Origin of the sequence: Cryptosporangium phraense (assembly GCF_006912135.1) — a bacterium.
Lineage (GTDB): Bacteria > Actinomycetota > Actinomycetes > Mycobacteriales > Cryptosporangiaceae > Cryptosporangium > Cryptosporangium phraense.
The window spans coordinates 108,640-124,644 of record NZ_VIRS01000011.1 but is presented as its reverse complement, the minus strand read 5'-3'; the positions used below and the strand labels follow the sequence as shown (position 1 = coordinate 124,644).

At 72.1% G+C, this 16,005-nt stretch carries 15 protein-coding genes; 5 read left to right on the top strand and 10 right to left on the bottom strand.

Features of this window, described 5'->3' with window-relative positions; all coding sequences use genetic code 11:
* Positions 1-8 precede the first annotated feature (8 nt).
* Together FL583_RS17445 and FL583_RS17440 are read left to right on the top strand one after the other, a co-directional pair.
* Positions 9-1,874 carry a WXG100 family type VII secretion target gene (locus FL583_RS17445; protein ID WP_142705721.1) on the top strand — a complete coding sequence of 622 codons (1,866 nt, stop codon included), beginning with the start codon at positions 9-11 and terminating at the stop codon, positions 1,872-1,874.
* The gene (locus FL583_RS17440; protein WP_142705720.1) at positions 1,871-2,989 is read left to right on the top strand and encodes a S8 family serine peptidase; all 1,119 of its coding nucleotides are present in this window, start codon (positions 1,871-1,873) and stop codon (positions 2,987-2,989) included. Before FL583_RS17445 ends, FL583_RS17440 begins: the two co-directional genes overlap by 4 nt.
* 2,304 nt (positions 2,990-5,293) lie before the next feature.
* Here the strand turns inward: FL583_RS17440 and FL583_RS41700 are convergent.
* The gene (locus FL583_RS41700) at positions 5,294-5,485 is read right to left on the bottom strand and encodes a hypothetical protein (RefSeq protein WP_240746725.1); all 192 of its coding nucleotides are present in this window, start codon (positions 5,483-5,485) and stop codon (positions 5,294-5,296) included.
* Positions 5,486-5,936: 451 nt separating this feature from the next.
* Between FL583_RS41700 and FL583_RS41695 the strand changes: the two genes are divergently transcribed.
* Together FL583_RS41695 and FL583_RS17430 are read left to right on the top strand one after the other, a co-directional pair.
* Positions 5,937-6,947 carry a type VII secretion protein EccE gene (locus FL583_RS41695; protein ID WP_240746724.1) on the top strand — a complete coding sequence of 337 codons (1,011 nt, stop codon included), beginning with the start codon at positions 5,937-5,939 and terminating at the stop codon, positions 6,945-6,947.
* Complete coding sequence (locus FL583_RS17430; RefSeq protein ID WP_142705718.1) at positions 6,944-7,711, top strand: hypothetical protein; 768 nt, start codon at positions 6,944-6,946, stop codon at positions 7,709-7,711. Before FL583_RS41695 ends, FL583_RS17430 begins: the two co-directional genes overlap by 4 nt.
* On the opposite strand, the gene FL583_RS17425 is transcribed toward FL583_RS17430, so the two are convergent.
* The 7 genes from FL583_RS17425 to FL583_RS17395 form a co-directional block, all read right to left on the bottom strand.
* Positions 7,700-8,092, bottom strand: coding sequence for a hypothetical protein (locus tag FL583_RS17425; protein WP_205752218.1), 393 nt, complete (start codon positions 8,090-8,092; stop codon positions 7,700-7,702). The genes FL583_RS17430 and FL583_RS17425 overlap by 12 nt on opposite strands.
* Entirely contained in the window at positions 8,092-8,865 is a 774-nt protein-coding gene (locus FL583_RS17420) for an SseB family protein (RefSeq protein ID WP_142705717.1), read from the bottom strand. The genes FL583_RS17425 and FL583_RS17420 overlap by 1 nt, the downstream gene beginning before the upstream one ends.
* Positions 8,865-10,046 (bottom strand): MarP family serine protease, encoded by a 1,182-nt coding sequence (locus FL583_RS17415; protein ID WP_142705716.1) that lies wholly within the window; start codon positions 10,044-10,046, stop codon positions 8,865-8,867. Before FL583_RS17415 ends, FL583_RS17420 begins: the two co-directional genes overlap by 1 nt.
* A gap of 196 nt (positions 10,047-10,242) precedes the next feature.
* Positions 10,243-10,956 carry an NUDIX hydrolase gene (locus tag FL583_RS17410; protein WP_142705715.1) on the bottom strand — a complete coding sequence of 238 codons (714 nt, stop codon included), beginning with the start codon at positions 10,954-10,956 and terminating at the stop codon, positions 10,243-10,245.
* Positions 10,953-11,549 carry a TlpA family protein disulfide reductase gene (locus FL583_RS17405; protein WP_170323699.1) on the bottom strand — a complete coding sequence of 199 codons (597 nt, stop codon included), beginning with the start codon at positions 11,547-11,549 and terminating at the stop codon, positions 10,953-10,955. Before FL583_RS17405 ends, FL583_RS17410 begins: the two co-directional genes overlap by 4 nt.
* A gap of 68 nt (positions 11,550-11,617) precedes the next feature.
* On the bottom strand, positions 11,618-12,298 hold the full coding sequence (nth, locus tag FL583_RS17400; protein ID WP_142705802.1) for an endonuclease III: 681 nt from the start codon (positions 12,296-12,298) through the stop codon (positions 11,618-11,620).
* 61 nt (positions 12,299-12,359) lie between these two features.
* Entirely contained in the window at positions 12,360-13,295 is a 936-nt protein-coding gene (locus FL583_RS17395) for a serine/threonine-protein kinase (RefSeq protein WP_170323698.1), read from the bottom strand.
* 184 nt (positions 13,296-13,479) lie between these two features.
* Here FL583_RS17395 and FL583_RS17390 point away from each other — a divergent pair, with 184 nt between their 5' ends.
* Complete coding sequence (locus tag FL583_RS17390; protein ID WP_035847775.1) at positions 13,480-14,154, top strand: Crp/Fnr family transcriptional regulator; 675 nt, start codon at positions 13,480-13,482, stop codon at positions 14,152-14,154.
* 106 nt (positions 14,155-14,260) lie between these two features.
* On the opposite strand, the gene FL583_RS17385 is transcribed toward FL583_RS17390, so the two are convergent.
* Entirely contained in the window at positions 14,261-15,208 is a 948-nt protein-coding gene (locus FL583_RS17385; protein WP_142705712.1) for a hypothetical protein, read from the bottom strand.
* Positions 15,198-15,995, bottom strand: a complete 798-nt coding sequence (locus tag FL583_RS17380) for a class I SAM-dependent methyltransferase (protein WP_142705711.1) — start codon at positions 15,993-15,995, stop codon at positions 15,198-15,200. Before FL583_RS17380 ends, FL583_RS17385 begins: the two co-directional genes overlap by 11 nt.
* Between the last annotated feature and the right edge of the window lie 10 nt (positions 15,996-16,005).

Sequence of the window (16,005 nt, the reverse complement as noted above, 5' to 3'; positions counted from 1 at the left end):
GAGTACCCGTGGGGGACAACTACTACGGCTACACGTGGGAGCCGGGCAGCGTCCGCGTAGCCGAGAACGACACGTACATACCCGAGGGGCGGTATCCCACCCCGCGGGCCACCGACTGGGGCGACACCGACAACATCGCGCACATCCGCGCGCTGTGGCCGATGATCGCCGGGCTCGACCCGGAGAAGATCGCCAAGCTCGCGCAGTCCTGGCGGACGCTGTCGACGCAGCTCACCGCGGCCAAGAACGGCCTGTCCCGGCACGGCGGCAAGCTCGCTCCGGAGTGGACCGGTGAGGCCGCCAGCGCATTCCTCGAGCGTGTCGGCGGATCGCTCTACTCGCTCGACCAGTGGATCGAGGCCGCGACGAAGAACGCGGCGACGATCGACCGGCTCGCCTCCGACATCCGGACGACGAAGCCCAAGGTCGAGAAGCTGTACAAAGACTGGCTGGCCGAGTCGAAGACCGAGAAGGCCAAGCGCGACGCCGACAAGAAGTCGTTCATCCAGCCGAACGACAAAGACGACTGGATCGGCTTTCTGGGTAAGCACCACATCATTCCGGGCAGCCTCGGCGACAAGGCCTACGCCGCAACTCGCGACTCGATCTCGCAGGAAGAGATCGATCAGAAGTACACGAGGCAGGCGTTACCGCTCGTCCAGGGCCTGGCCAACCACTTCACCGGGGCCGCGTCGACCGGCGTGAGCCTGCCCGGCAAGTTCAAGGGCCCGACCACGTTCCGGACCGTCGACCCGGGGTCCCTCGGCCCGAAGCCCTCGGCTCCCGGAGCCGGTCCGGGCGCACCTCCGCCGGTCCCCGGCGGAGCCGTTCCCGCTGCTCCGCCTCCGGTCGCGGCCGCCGCGCCGCCGGCTCCCCCGCCCGTCACCAAGCCCGGGACGCCGCCGGCAAAGCCGCCGATCCAGCTGGCCGGTGCGCCGCCGGCGCCACCGCCGGCCGTGCTGCCCGCGCCGACGCCGGTCTTGCCGCCGGGCACGCCCCCGGTCGCGCCCGGTCCGTTGCCGCTTCCGCCGCCGAGCGCCGGGCGCACGTTGCCGACCCGTCCGACGCTGACCCCTCCGGGCGCGCCCGGCAAGGGTGGGCCGGGCAAGGCAGGCGGCCCCGCCCGTCCGACCCAGCCGACGCTTCCCGGCCGCACCGCCGGACGAGGCGGTGGCGGCCCGAACCCGCCCAACACCCCGCGCCTGCCCGGTAGCCCGCAGGCCAAGGGCGGCCGCGGCGCCGGTCCGGCCAAGCCGACGCTGCCCGGGCGAACGGGCGCGCCCGGTACGCCGAACTCCGGACGCGGTGCCCCCGGGCGTCCCGGGGCCGGTAACGGTGCTCGTCCGGGTCTGGACGGGCGCAAGGGCCGGTTGGGTCAGCCCGAAGCCCCGGGTCACGGTGCCCCGGGTCGTGGCGCGCCTGGACGTGGGGCACCCGGGCGTCCTGGTGCGGGGCAGCCGCGGCTGCCCGGCCGCACCGGCGCGCCCCCCACCCGTCGGACACCGGGCGTCACCGAACCGCCGGAGTTCCGGCGGAGCACGCCGAGCACTCTCCCGGAGATGGACGAGCCGCACGTCCGGCCACCGGCCAAGCCGTCGCTCGGTGGCCGCCGTCAGCCGGGCGGGCCGACGTCGAACGAGCCGCTCAGCGGCGACCGCAAACGGACCGTCCGTCCGGAGCTCACCGGTCGGGCCGGGCGCGAAGGCGCCCACAAGGTCGACACCCGTCCTGCGGTCGACGCGCACCGCGCCCGGCCCGACACGGTGGCGGAGGCCGAGGAGATGTTCGCGCCGGTCGAGTCCGCGCCCGCAGTGATCGAACGTTCCGACGCGCCGGTCGCGCAGCATCCGGGGCCGGCGCTGGGCCGGTCGTGAACCGGGCCGCGCGGGTGCTGACCGCGGGATTCGTCCTCGCGGTCAGCACGCTCGCCGTGGCCGGCACCGCGCCGACGGCGGCGCAGGCCGACTCGGTCCGGAGCAAGCAGTGGCAACTCGCCGCGCTGAGGATCCCGGAGGCGCACCGGCTCACGAAGGGCAAGGGCATCACGGTCGCCGTCGTCGATACCGGTGTGGACCCGACGCAGGCCGACATCACCGGCAACGTGCTGCCGGGCGTCGACATCTTCACCGGCAAACCGGCGGTGCGCGGCGAGTATTACACCGACTATCACGGCACGTCGATGGCCGCGCTGATCGCCGGACACGGGCACGGCCCGAATCGTGAGGACGGCATCCTCGGTATCGCGCCCGAGGCGAAGATCCTGCCGATCAAGATCACCCGGCCGGTCGGGCAAGGCAGCCCACGCGAGATCTCGACCGGCATCGACTGGGCGCTCAGCAAGGGCGCCGACCTGATCTCGATCTCGCTGCAGTCGTCGACGAGCGACCTGATCGAGGACTCGATCAAGCAGGCCTGGAAACGAGGCGTGCCGGTGATGGTGGCGACCGGGAACACCGGGCCCAGCGCCCTCGAGTACTACAACGGAGCCATGCCGGTAGCGGCGGTCGGCCGGGACGGCAAGGGTGTGTCGAGCCTGCAGCAGATCGCGCTGGCGAACGGGATTTCGGCGCCGGGCGCGGACATTCCGGCGGCCCGCGAGGGCGGGTACTACACCAGCACCGGGACGAGCAACTGCACGGCCATCGCCGCCGGCGTGATGGCGCTGATCATGGCGAAGTTCCCGGACGAGAACATCGTCCAGCTCTACCGGCGGATCCGGCAGACGGCGGACGACCGGGGAGAGCCCGGCCCGGACGGACCGTACGGCTACGGCGTGGTGAACCCGGTGGCGGCGCTCACGACGACGTTGCCGCCGACCCCGTCTCCGCAGCCGTCGGCCCAGTCCTCGGCCCAGTCCTCGGCGTCGGCCGTGGCGGAGAATACGTCGAGCGTGCCGGTGGCGGTGGTGGCCGGGGGCGTCGGGTGCCTGGCGGTACTGCTGATCGGGGCGATCGTCGGGGGGTTCGTGCTGGTGGCGCGGCGGGTGTGACGCGTCACGAGGTCGGATTTCGGGCGTCCGGGGTGCGGGGGCTCTGTCGTTCGTAGGCTGGGGTGGGGCTGGCCGGTCTTTGTCTTTGTCATCGTCGTCGCCGTCGTCGTCGGAGTGAGGAGCGAGCATGACCGTCGATCCGGGAGCGCAGCCCCCTCGGGGCGCCGCCGCGCCCGGGCGGCATCATGCCGCCAAGGAGTCGGAGGAGGAGCCGGGGTCGGCTGCGCCGCTGCCTCCGGGCAGGCACGCGGCCCCGACGTCGTCCCCGCCAGGGCCGCCGGGCTCGGCGAGCCAACCGGGGGCGCTGGGACAGCCAGGGGCGCTGGGACAGCCAGGGGCACTGGGGCAGCCGGGAGCGCTGGGCTCGGCGGGCCAGCCAGGGGCACTGGGACAGGCGGGGGCACTGGGACAGGCGGGGGCATTGGGCTCGGCGGGCCAGCCGAGGCCGGACCGGCCAGGGGCGGCCCGGCCAGGGGCGGGCCAGCCAGGGGCGGGCCAGCCAGGGGCGGGCCAGCCGGGAGCGGGCCAGCCGGGGGCAGGCCGGCCGGGGGCGCTGGGTCGGTCGGGGTCGGACCGGGCGGGGGCGCCGGGGCAGTCGCCTACCGTGTACGGCCAGCGCCCGAATGCCACTACTTACGGGGCCTCCAGTGCGGCCTTTTCGCCTGCCGCCGACCAGGCAGCAGCATTCCCGCCCGCCGCCGGCCAAGCAGCGGCACCCCAACCTTCCGCCGGCCAAGCCGACGCGTTCGAGCAACGGCCGCGTGGGGCTTCCGGCCAGGCGAACCCGGCCACCGGTCACCCGAGCCCGGGCGCTGCCGCCCACCCGACCTCCGGCGCCGCCGGCACCTACGGCGCGTCGGGTACCTACGGCGCGTCCGGTACATCCGGCACATCCGGTACCTACGGAACATCCGGCGATTACGGCGCGGCGGGTGTATATGGCGCGCCCGGTGCCTATGGGGCGCCTGGCACGTATGGCGCCGCAGGTGCGTACGGCGCCGCCGCTACATACGGCGCCCAACCGCCCGGTGGCGCGCTGGCACAACCACCTGGTGGCGCGGGCGCCCAACCGCCTGATGGCGCGGGCGCCCAACCGGCCCGGGGCGCGGGCGCCCAACCGGCGCCGAGCGCGGCTGCCCAAGCGGGTCTGGGCGCCGCTGCCCAAGCGAGTCGGGGCGCCGCTGCCCAAGCGGGTCTGGGCGCAGCAGCGCAGCAGGCTCAGGGGGCGCCGGGCCAGTTCCGGGGTGCAGCGGCGCAGGTGGGGTACGGGCAGCAGCCGGGTGGGCCCGCTTACGGCGCCGGAAGCGCCACACCCGAGGCCGGGGGTGCCGTGCCCGGCCCAGGAAGTGTCGCGCGCCGGGCGGCCAATTTCACGCCCGGCGCTGGGAGTGCCGTGCCCGGAGCTGCTGGGTCGACGGTGCCGCAGCCGTTGGGGCAGCCGCCGGTCGGCGGGCCTCCGGTCGGCGGCCCCCAAGTCGGTGAGCCCCAAGTCGGTAGGCCCCAAGTCGGTAGGCCCCAAGTCGGCGGGGCGGCGGTGGCGGGCGGTTCGGGCACCGAGCGGGTCACTCAGTCGATCCCCCGCGGGATCATCCGCGCGCCCGGACAGATGGCGTCCCCGTCCGCGGCCGCACCCGCTGCTCCGCACGCCGGGATAGCCCCGGCCGCCGGGACGGCTCGGGTCACCGGGACCACTCCGCCCGTTGGGACCACCCCGCCCGCCGGAATCGTTCCGGCCGCGACGACAGCTCAGGCCGCGACGGCTCGAGCCGCGGGAACGGCTCCGGCCGTGGGAACGCCTCCGGCCCCCGGGACCGCGCAGGCCGCGGGAACGCCTTACGGCGCGGAAATGGCTCAGCGCGCGGGAACGGCTCAGCGCGCGGGAACGGCTCAGGGCACGGCAATGGCTCAGCGCGCGGGAACGGCTCAGGACGCGGGAACTGCTCAGGGTGCAGGGGCGGCTCAGGGCGCTGGGTGGGGCGGGGCGCAGGCGACTGGGTCGGGCGGCGCTACCCGGATCGGCACGGTCAGTGGGACGTGGAACTCACCGTCTGCCGGCCCCGGCAACGTCTTGGGCGGACGCCCGGCCGCGACTCCATCCCCCGCCGCCGGCCCGGCGGCTGCGCAGACCGCCGCCGATTCGCTGGCCAGCCGCGAAACCGTCCGGATCGTGGCCCCGCAGCCTCGGCAAGCCGCCTGGCCCGCCCCCACCCAGCCGGTCCAGAACGCCTGGCCTCAGGCCCAATCACCGGCCTGGCCCACCGCTGCTCAATCCGCTCACGCGGCCCCACCCGAGGCGGCCCCCTCCTACCCCGCCGCCTCGCCCCACCCGGCGGCCCCCTTCGAGGCACCCCACAGCACCCCCGGCACCCACAGCGCTTCCGGTACCTCCGGCACCTCCGGCGCCCACAGCACCCACAGCACCCCCGGCGCCACTGCCTGGCCGCCGACTGCCGCCGCTCCCGCAGCCTCCTCGGCCGCCGCCCCCCAAATCGGCACAGCCGGCGCCTACGCCAGCCACCCCTCCTCCGCCGATCGCGCACCCGCCGCATGGCCCCCCGCCGCCACAGCCACCCCCGCCACAGCCACCCCCGCCACCTCCGCCTCAGCCACCCACGCCTCAGCGACGCCCGCCTCAGCCACCCCCACGACCCACGCCGCAACAACCGCTCAAACCACTGCAACCGCGCGAGCCGCAGCCCGCCCCGCCGCGATAGCCAGAGCAACCGCCACCCCCGCCACCGCGCAAGCCCACCCCCTCGCCACCCCCACCCCCTTAACCCCCCCAACCCCCCACCTCCCCCAACCCACCCTCCGCCGCCCGGCCGGCCGAATCGGCCCACTCCACATCGCCCAGATCGCCAGCTGGCAAGCCGCCGCCGCCACCCTCGCCGCCACCGTCGGGCGCGGCCCGATCGCACTCGGTTCGGCCACCGCGCTCGCCGTCGTCGTGCTCGCGCTCACCGCGATCCGCGTCCGCGGCCGCTGGACCTACGAGTGGCTCGGCCTGGCCGCCCGCTACTCGTCCCGCCGCCGCCGCTGGAACGCCCGCAGCGACCAAGGCCCCGCCCTCCTCTCCTCGGTCGCCCCCGGCGCCCGCGTCGGCCGCCTCGAACTCGACGCCGACGAGACGATCGGGGTCCTGACCCACGAGGCCGGGCTCACTGCGGTCCTCGAGGTCGACCCCGACATCGACGGGCTCCTCGGCGACGGCAGCACCCCGCTCCCGTCGCCGCTCTCCCTGCTCCCGATGGGCGAAGCCGGCGAGCTGCCGATCACCGCCCAGGCGATCGTCGAGGTGGTCCCGGCCCCGGTCGACGCGCTGGCCGGCACCGCGGTCGACCTCGCCTACCGCGACCTCTTCGGTACTCCCCCACCGGCCCGCCGCCAGGGGTGGATCGCGATCCAGGCCGTCCGCACGCTCGACGGCCCGCCGACCGACGTCAAAGAGCTCAGCGCGGCCCTCACCAGCGCGCTCCGGCGCACCCAGCGCCGCCTGGCCAAGGCCGGCTTCGCCGCGCACGTGCTCGACCCGGAGGAGCTCGCGGCCACCATCGACGAGCTCAGCTTCGACCGCCCCGACCCCGACACCGGCGCGCCCCCGAACGGCGCGATGGCCGAGGAGTGGGCCCACTGGCGCACGCCCACGTCCGCACAGACCACGCTGTCGGTCTTCGGCTGGCCCGACCTCTCCGACCCCGACGCGGCGCTCGCCTTCGACCGCCTCGCCGACGCGTCCGGCGTCCCGACCGCGCTGTCGCTCGGCATCCGGCGGACCGACCGCGGTGTCGAGGTCGAGGCCGTCGTCCGCGTCGCCGCGGCCTCCCGCCGGGACGTCGACCAGGCCGTCTCGGCCCTGCTCGCGCAGGCAGGCACCGACCGCCTGCGGCTGCGCCGCCTCAACGGCGAGCAGGCCAACGGCCTGGCCGCCACCCTCCCGCTGGGAGGCTTCCTCCGATGACCAAGCGCCGTCCTCCGCTGGCCGAGCGTCGCTCGGCGATCGCCGTCGGTGAGACCGGCCCGGGCCAGGTCCCCTCCCACGTCTTCTCCATCACTGCGGACGCCTCGGCGAGCGCGATCGACCAGTCGGCGGGTCTGGCCGGCGCGCTGCCGCTGCGGGTCGGTGGCGAAGGGACCGTGCTCGCGGTCGACCCGCACGGCCAGCCGCTGGCCGTCCGGCTGTTCCGGCCCACCACGACCCGGATCGTGCTGGTCGGCTCCCCGCGCTGTGCCCAGCTGATCGCGTTCCGCTCGCTGGCGACCGGGGCTCGCGTCGCGATCGGCACCGCCCGCCCGCAGATATGGACGCCGATCACCGCGGCGGCCCCGCCGGGCACGGTCACGGTCGGGCCGGTCGACGCCGACCCCGTCGAGCCGCCCGGCCGCCGGACCCGGCCGCTCCTCTACCTCGACGACGCCCCGCCGTACGGGGCACCGCCCGAGCTGCCGGCCGGCCGCTGGACGACGATCCTGACGATCCGCGAGGCGCTCACCCACCGCGAGTCCGAGCTGCTCGAGCGGGCCGACCTGGTGGCCGTGCAGCCGTTGGTCCCGGCCGAGGTCGAGGTGCTCACGTCGGTGCTCAAACTCCCGGGCATCGACGAGCGACTGGCCCGCCTGCCCGCGGACGTCCTCACGGTCGCCCACCGCCGGGGCGTCCGCTTCGGGCGTTTGACGGTCACCCAGACCGAGCAGCACTTCTTCGGCTCGGCTCTACGTCGGTAGTGAGAGCTCGATCGCTTCCGACCGCACGCCGGTGAGCTCGGAGACCCGGGCCCGTACCGAATAGACACCGCGTTCGCCGGCGGCGCAGCCGAGGCGGGCCGCGGTGGCGGCATCGCCGCCGGTGTACTCGAGGTGCGCCCAGCCGTTCTCGTCCGAGCGCAGCAGGAACGGCTCACCGCGCCAGAGAGCGACCGGACGGAGGTACACGATCCGCTCGACCTCGGCCCCGAGCACCACCCGCCGGTACCGGCCCTCGCGGACGAAGTCGAACCCGTCGCGCGGACGGTCGGCGTAGAGCCGGACCCACAGGCCTTCCGGGGTCGGCGCCGGGAACGCCTCGAAGTCCTCGCCGCGCCACCGCGCCAGGTAGCCCGCGCGCATCAGGACGGCCTCCGCACCATCAGCCAGCGCCGCTGGTCGGCGTCGAACAGCGCGATCCGGCGCTCCGGCCCGCCGGCCGGCAGGTGGAAGATCTCGCTGCCGTGCGGCGGCGCCACCCCGTCCACCTTGTACTCGCGGATGACGAACTCCGGGCCGGCCACGAAGCCGGTGCCGCGGAACGGCGGCGCCTCCCGCGCCCACCCGCCGAACGCGGTGCCGTACGGCACCCGGTACAGCTCCGGTCCGACCATCGCCCAGCGCAGTAGATACACCTCGTCGACGTCGACGGGCAGGCCCAGCGCGCGTAACAGCGACGCCGAGTCGTCCGGCAGCGGAGCGTCGTCGAGCCGGTGGGCGTACCCGCTGATCGCGAAGTGTTCGCCGCCGAGGTACCTGGTGACCAGGTCCAGCGAGATCACCTGCTGGAGCACCGGCATCTCGCCGGCGTCGGCGGGCTCGTCCCGGGCCAGCCGGACGACGGTGGCCGCCTCCAGCAGGAGCTGGGTCGACAGCCCGGGATCGACCGCGAGGTACCACTCCGGGTCGGGCCAGAACGCCCCCAGTTGCAGAAACGCGACCGGCCGGGGCACCGCGCCGGGCGCCGACCCCACCTGCGCGAACGTCTCCTCGGACGTGAACGCCAGCAGCCAGGTGCGCCCGTCCACGGTCGTGGTCGCCCAGGAGAGCGGCTCGCGCCCCTCGACGGCCGCGGCCGACACCGGCACGACCAGGTCCGAGTCCCGCAAGGCTTCGAGCGCGGCCCGCAGCTCCACTAGTCGCAGCCCTGCGTGCTGACTTCCTCGTTGGACTGCTTGCCCTTCACGATCGCTTCGGAGATCTGGTCGTAGCTGAGCGCGAACCCGGTCTCCTTGTTGTCGACCGCGGCCGCGAAGACGACGCCGTAGACGGTTCCGTCGCTGGCCAGCAACGGGCCGCCGGAGTTGCCGCTCTGCACCTCGGCCCGCAGCATCAGCACCTCGCGCTGGACGTCGGCCGAGCTGTAGATGTTCGGGCCCTTGATCTGACGCTCGTCACGGATGCGGGCCGGGGTCGCGGTGTAGGGGCCGTCCAGCGGGTAGCCGACGACGATCGCGTCGGCGCCGGCCGCCGCGCGGGGGTTGAAGCGCAGCAGCGGGGCGTTCAGGTTGTCGACGTCGAGCACCGCGATGTCGGTGTCGGGGTCGTACCAGACGACCTTGGCCTGGTAGCGCTCGCCGAGCGACTCGACCGCGACCTCTTCGGTGCCCGCGACCACGTGGGCGTTGGTCATGATCCGGCCCTCGGAGAACAGGAAGCCGGTGCCTTCCAGCCGCCGGTCGCAGGACGGCGCCTGGCCGATCACCTTCACGACCGACGCCTGCGCGGCCTTGACCACTTCGGAGTTCGCCAGCGCGCTGTTCGGCGGCGCCACCGGCCGCACCTCGGTCGGCGTCAGCGGGCCCAGTACCTGCGGGAAATCGCCCTGCTCGACGACGTCGCCAAAACGGTCGTAGAGGGACCGGACCGTGTTCGGGACCGCGTCGTTGACGGCGGGGATGATCGCCGAGCGCCGGACCTGGCTGCTCAGCCAGGGCGACGAGGAGTTCCCCAGCGGGGTCGCGACCATCCAGGCGACGAGGAGCAGCGCGACGACCGACACCACCGAGCCGCCGAACCCGTCGACGACCCGCAGGCCGGAGGACCGCATGCTCGCACGCACCCGGCTGCCGATCGCGACCGCCAGGACCTGGCCGATCAGCGCGGCGCCGAACGCGATGCCGAGCGCGATCGCGACCCGGCTGGTCTGGCTGCTGAACTGGTTGGCGATGACCGGCGCTAACTGGACGCCGAAGAGGGCTCCCCCGAAGAACCCGACGAACGACAAGGCCCCGACGACGAACCCCTGGCGGTACCCGCTCACTGCGAAGCCCAGGATTCCGACAACGAGAGCGATGTCGAGAAGGCTTCCGTTCACTCGAGGTCCTTCCGGTCATTCGTTGCGGCGCGCTATCTCAACTCACGTCGATGATGCCGACCGTGTTCGACGTGAGGTGGAACGTACAGACGAAGTCATAGCGTCCGTGACTGAGCGTGACCCCGATCGATCGTTTGTGTGCTCCGGAAGCCGGAGAACACACCGTCACCGTAGCTGGCCGGTCCCAACCGCGAATTCAGCGCACCGCGTCCGGTGGACGGGTCTGCCGGGCGAGCGCGAGCGCGTCGGCGGGCAGATCGCGCATCCGGCTGCGATTCCAGGGCCGGGCCCAGCCGCCGAGATCGAGGACGAACGAGATCAGCCCGGCCGTGAAGCCCCAGACGAACATGTCGCTGACGCCGAACCCGGGCCCGATCACGCCGCTGGGGTGGGAGACGCGGAAGCGGTTGTCGGGGTCGGCCAGGTCGGCGATCGGCACCCGGGCCACGGTCGCCACCTCGCCGGGATCGACCGGGCCGACCGGGTGCGGCCGCTCCCACCAGCCGAGCACCCCGGTGACGATGAACCCCGACACCGGGATCAGCACCGGCGGCAGCTCGCCGATCACGCGCACCGAGCCCGGATCGAGCCCGACCTCCTCGTTGGCCTCGCGCAGAGCGGTGCCGACCGGGCCGTCGTCGCCCGGGTCGGTCGCGCCGCCCGGGAACGCGGGCTGGCCGGCGTGGCTGCGCAGTGTCGCGGCCCGTTCGAGGAGCAGCACGTCGGGGCCCCGCTCACCCTCACCGAACAGCATCAGCACCGCGGACGGACGGCCGCTGCCGTCCGGCGGCGGGACGAAGCGGGAGATCTGGTCGCTGCGGACCTCCGGCAGCGCACCGACCAGCGCGTGCAGCCAGGAGGGCAGCGTCTCGACGCCCGGCTCCGGATGACCGGGAGGGTTCTCGTTCATGCCACGCGCACTCCGAGGTGTTGCTCGACCAATGCGGACAGAGTCTTGTCGGTCAGGGGGGTGCCCCGGTAAACGTGGACGACTTCGCCGTCGGCCGAGATGAACGCGGTGGCGGGCAGCGAGTTCAGCTTCAGCGCGTGGAGCACGTCCTGGGCCCGGTCGTAGACGTTCGGGAACGTGACGCCGACGTCGTCGGCGGCGAGGATCGCGTTCGGGGCGTCGTCGCCGGTGTTGACGCCGACCACCGCGAGCCGGGCGCCGGCCGCCGTGGACAGATGCTCCATCACCGGCATTTCGTCCTTGCAGGGCAGGCACCAGGACGCCCACAGGTTGAGCACCATCGGACGCCCGATCGGCGCGCCGACCGTCACCGGGTCGCCGGTCTTCACCATGCAGAGCAGCGGCTTGACGCTGCGCAGCGGGCTGCCACCGGGCACCGGACCGGTGGCGGCCGGGCAGGCGGCGAACTTGCTGTCCGCGAAAGCGGACGGATTCCATCCGGGCGTGGGCGATTCCTCGGCCTTCCCACCCCCGCCACTGCTGCACCCGGCCAACAACAGCACCACCACGACCAGAACCCGAACCGGCCCCACGGCCCTCAGCCCGGCCGAGCGGCGCCCCGGCCCAGCCCCGCGGCGCCCGGCCCGGCCTGCCAACCCCCTCATGCGCCTACCAGCGCCGCCAACTCATCCACTCGCGGGCCCTTCAACAGCTTCACCGCCGTCGGCAGGTCCGTCGGGCCCGTCCCGTACGACGGACACAGCGCCGACAGCGTGCACGCACCGCAGGCCGGCTTCCGCGCGTGGCACACGCGCCGCCCGTGAAAGATCAGCCGGTGCGAGAGCATCGTCCAGTCTTTGCGCTCGAACAGCGCACCGACCTCGTGCTCGACCTTCACCGGGTCTTCCTCGGTGGTCCAGCCGAAGCGCCGGGACAGCCGCCCGAAGTGCGTGTCGACCGTGATGCCGGGGACGCCGAACGCGTTGCCGAGCACGACGTTCGCGGTCTTGCGGCCGATGCCCGGCAGCGTGACCAGCTCGTCGAGCGTGGCCGGCAGCTCGCCACCGAACCGCTCGACCAGCGCCTGACCGAGCCCGATCAGCGAGTTCGTCTTGGCCCGGAAGAACCCGGTCGGCTTGAGGATCTCCTCCATCTCGGCCCGATCGGCGCCGGCGTAATCCTCGGCCGTGCGGTACTTCGCGAACAGCCTCGGCGTCGTCAGGTTCACCCGGACGTCGGTGGTCTGCGCGGACAGGACCGTCGCGACCGCGAGCTCCAGCGGCGTCGTGAAGTCGAGCTCGCAGTGAGCGTCGGGATGGGTCTCGGTGAGGATCCGGTGCATCCGGCGGGCCCGGCGCTTGAGCGCGAGCCCGCTCTCCACGGCGACTGTCACGGCCGGAATGCTAACCCTCCCTACCGACAGTCGGGCGCAGCCGCGGGAGGCGGGCGGTCGGCTGATCGGCGAGGTCGTGGTCGGCGCCGGGGGCGCCCGGGTCGGAGAACCGCTCGGACGCCCGGCCGAGGGCCGACCGCTCGGCCCGCAGCGCGTCCCGGAGCGTGCCCGCTGTCGGCAGGCGGTCCTCCGGTTCCCGGGCCATGCCGGCTCGCAGCACCCCGACCACCGACTCCGGCACGCCGGAGATGCTGGGGATCCAAGCCGAGTGCAACGCCTCGATCTCGGCGTCGGTCAGGTTCGCTTCCCCGCTCGGCCACCGCGGTGGACGTCCGGTCAGCAGCGCGTAGAGCGTCGCCGAGAGCCCGTACACGTCGACGGCCGGGGTCGGGCGGCGCGACCAGAACATCTCCGGGGCCGCGTAGGCCGGCGTCAACAGCTCGAGCGTGGACGTCGACTCGGTGGTCGGGTCGTAGCGGGCGGCCAGGCCGAAGTCGGCGAGCTCAGGGTGCCCGTAGCGGTCGTAGAGCACGTTGGCCGGCTTCACGTCCCGGTGGACGACGCCGACCCGGTGCGCGGCGGCCAGCGCGTCGGCGATCGCGACCCCCACGTCGAGCACGTCGACGAGCGGCATCGGACCCTGCCGGCGCAGGTAGTCGGCGAGCGACCCGGCCGGGCACAGCTCCATGACCAGGTACGCCCGCCCGTCGGCGGTGATGCCGGCGTCGTGGATGTCGATCACGTTCGGGTGCCCGGAGACCTGCCCGGCCGCCCGCACCTCGGCGAAGAACCGCGCGCGGTCGCCCTCGTCGATCAGCACGCGGTGGTCGATCTTGAGCGCGACCTCGCGTCCGATCGACTCCTGGAGGGCTCGGTATACCGTGGAGAAACCGCCGCTGCCCAGCACGGACAGGATCGGGAACCCCGGAACCGGGGAAGTCTCCACTGCCCCGCCTCCCCGTGTCAGCCGAACTTCTAGCCTACGATGGGCCGGTCTTCGTGCGAGTCGCCGATCGGACACCGGTGCCCGGCAAAATGCCGTCCTGGGGCGTCGGAAGCGGGTCATTGCCCGCCCCGTCCCACCGGCCCCATAGACTCACCGTCAGTCGGCCGCTGCTGGAGGTGGGGTCATGGACGAGGTACTTGCCCGCTCAGGGCTGTTTCAGGGGGTCGAGCCGGAGTCAGCTGAGGCTCTCGCGGCCCACCTGGAGTACCTCGACATCCCGAAGGGTCACACGATCTTCTCCGAGGGAGAACTCGGTGACTCGCTTTACATCGTGATGTCCGGGAAAATAAAGGTCGGTCGGCGTGCTGCCGATGGTCGCGAGAACATGATCGCCGTGATGGGCCCGTCCGATCTGTTCGGCGAGCTCTCGTTGTTCGACCCCGGCCCGCGGACCGCCAGCGCGGTCGCGGTGACCGACGCGAAGGTCGCGCGGATGCGTCAGCAGTCGCTGCGGCCGTGGATCACCAACCGGCCCGAGATCGCCGAGCAGCTGCTCCGCGTGCTGGCCCGGCGACTGCGTCGCACCAACGACGCGCTCGCCGACCTGATCTTCACCGACGTGCCTGGCCGCGTCGCGAAGAACCTGCTGCAGCTCGCGAAGCGATTCGGGACGCGCGAGGGCAGCGCGCTGCGCCTCACCCACGACCTGACGCAGGAAGAGATCGCTCAGCTCGTCGGGGCGTCCCGCGAGACCGTGAACAAGGCCCTGGCCGACTTCACGTCCCGTGGCTGGCTCCGCCTGGAGGGCAAGAGCGTCGTCCTCCTCGACCCGGAGCGCCTCTCGCGCCGCGCGCGCTGACCCGTACGAGCCCATGCGGACGCTGCGCACCTGCGCAGCGTCCGCACTGCTTCGGCGCTGGTCGTGATCGGCTGGAGAGCCGGCAACGCTGGTCGGAACCGAGCCGTCAGAGGCGGCTGCTCTCGTCCTTCGACGACTTGATCACCGGGACCGATTGACTGACCGGGCTCAGCTCACGCCAAGCGTCTTCGTTCAAATCTCGTACCTTGACCACACCGTCTCGCAGTTCGTAGCAGCCCTCGTATTTCCCCGGTCCGAAATCCGACTGGGCCGCCGCGAACAGCAAGTCGAAGGACTCGATCTTCGAACGAATCAGGCTGGCCCCCTCGCCGTGTGGAAGAACCACGAAGGTCTCGGGCGACGTGCCCACCCGCCCGACGCTGTGGACGTCGTGAACATAGGAACTCGTGATCATCAACTTATCGTCGAAGATCACATACCATTCCGTTGGATAAAAGTCGTACTGCCGCAATTCCAACGAGTTGATGTCGCCGGTTCGGACGCGGCTGGCCCAGGTGTACAACACCGAGAGCTGGATCTCCATATCGAGCATCGAATCGGTGGTCGGTCCAGCGCCCGATGTCAAGAGGCACATGGAACCGACCGTGAAATCCCGTGGCTGCATGTGTTGGGAAATGAAACGCGAACTGAAAGCATAGATTCGCACCAGGCCGCTCTCGCCCACGGTGCTCTCGGCGGCCCGGAAGGCCTGAGCCAACGGAACCAGGCTGATCGGTGGCTTGGCTGCCGCAACAAAGTCCTGCTGGAGGGCCAGGCTCTGCCGAACGGTTCTCTCGAGAGAACCGATACGGTCGGTCAGTCGAAGAACAAAAGCGAACAGGGCTACGAACGTAAGACAGACGTATACGCCCACCTTCGTGGCGGGGAACAGGTGCTGAATACTGGGAACGTCATCAGCGAAAGAGGTGAGTAACAACAGGACGGCCGCCAGTACGAAAGGCCCGTACTCGAGCGTGGCCAGCCAGAGCAGACCTACTCTCGGCTGGTTCTTCATCGCTCCCTTGCGCGGCTCACCCTGACCCTCATCCTCCATTGCCTTCACGCAACCGCGCGATGGTCCAGGTCAGGCGATAGTCGAAGTGAACATCTCCAGCGCGCCTGAGATCCTTCCTCATACGACGAACTCCCTCCCCGAACGCATGCCCGTCCATGAGCCTGAGCGCCGAGAACGACTGCGCCTCGAGCATCTCCCCCAACTCGTGGGCTGACATGACCCGCGATTCATCGGCCTCACGAGAGTATGCGTCGTAGCCTGCGTCGTGCAGGTATTTCATCAGCTCGGCCTTGGAGGGATGACGCATCAGATCTATCGCTAGTGCGTCTGGATACCACTGGTACCAAGGCCGGGCGTGCACCTGCTCACGGGTCGCGATGCGGAGGGCCAGGACGCCGCGCGGCGCGGAGAAGCCCGCGACGGCCGCGATCACCTTGTCCAAATCTCCTAACAGATGGATGCTCTCCGAGAACAATGTGACGTGGACGTCGGAGGCAGAATTCCGGTAGTGCCAGAAGTCGTCGGTCACCGCCCTGACGCTCGGACCCAGCTCTGCACTCGCCGTTCGGAGGTGGCTTGCCATTTCGGTCGAGTTGTCAAGAAGAATTATTTGGTGCGAGGAAGATCGACTAGCCGCCGCGCGATGAAGCGGACCTGCGAACTGCCCGGTCCCGGCACCCACGTCCAGCACTTCGAGATGCGCGACATCGGGGGCTTCCTTTATCGCTTCGGCCGCGTACTCCTCGGCGCGATGCGCAGCGACGTATCGATTTCGCTCGAACGCTGTGACGTAAGCACGGTCTTCGAAAATGCCGCTTACCGTCACAGGGCTTCTT

Excerpts from the sequence above, each read along its gene's own strand:
- FL583_RS17390 (WP_035847775.1), top strand. The coding sequence starts at position 13,480 with ATGGACGAGGTACTTGCCCGCTCAGGGCTGTTTCAGGGGGTCGAGCCG.
- FL583_RS17425 (WP_205752218.1), bottom strand. The coding sequence starts at position 8,092 with ATGCGCGCGGGCTACCTGGCGCGGTGGCGCGGCGAGGACTTCGAGGCG.
- FL583_RS17430 (WP_142705718.1), top strand. The coding sequence starts at position 6,944 with ATGACCAAGCGCCGTCCTCCGCTGGCCGAGCGTCGCTCGGCGATCGCC.
- FL583_RS17410 (WP_142705715.1), bottom strand. The coding sequence starts at position 10,956 with ATGAACGAGAACCCTCCCGGTCATCCGGAGCCGGGCGTCGAGACGCTG.
- nth (WP_142705802.1), bottom strand. The coding sequence starts at position 12,298 with ATGCACCGGATCCTCACCGAGACCCATCCCGACGCTCACTGCGAGCTC.
- FL583_RS17385 (WP_142705712.1), bottom strand. The coding sequence starts at position 15,208 with ATGGAGGATGAGGGTCAGGGTGAGCCGCGCAAGGGAGCGATGAAGAAC.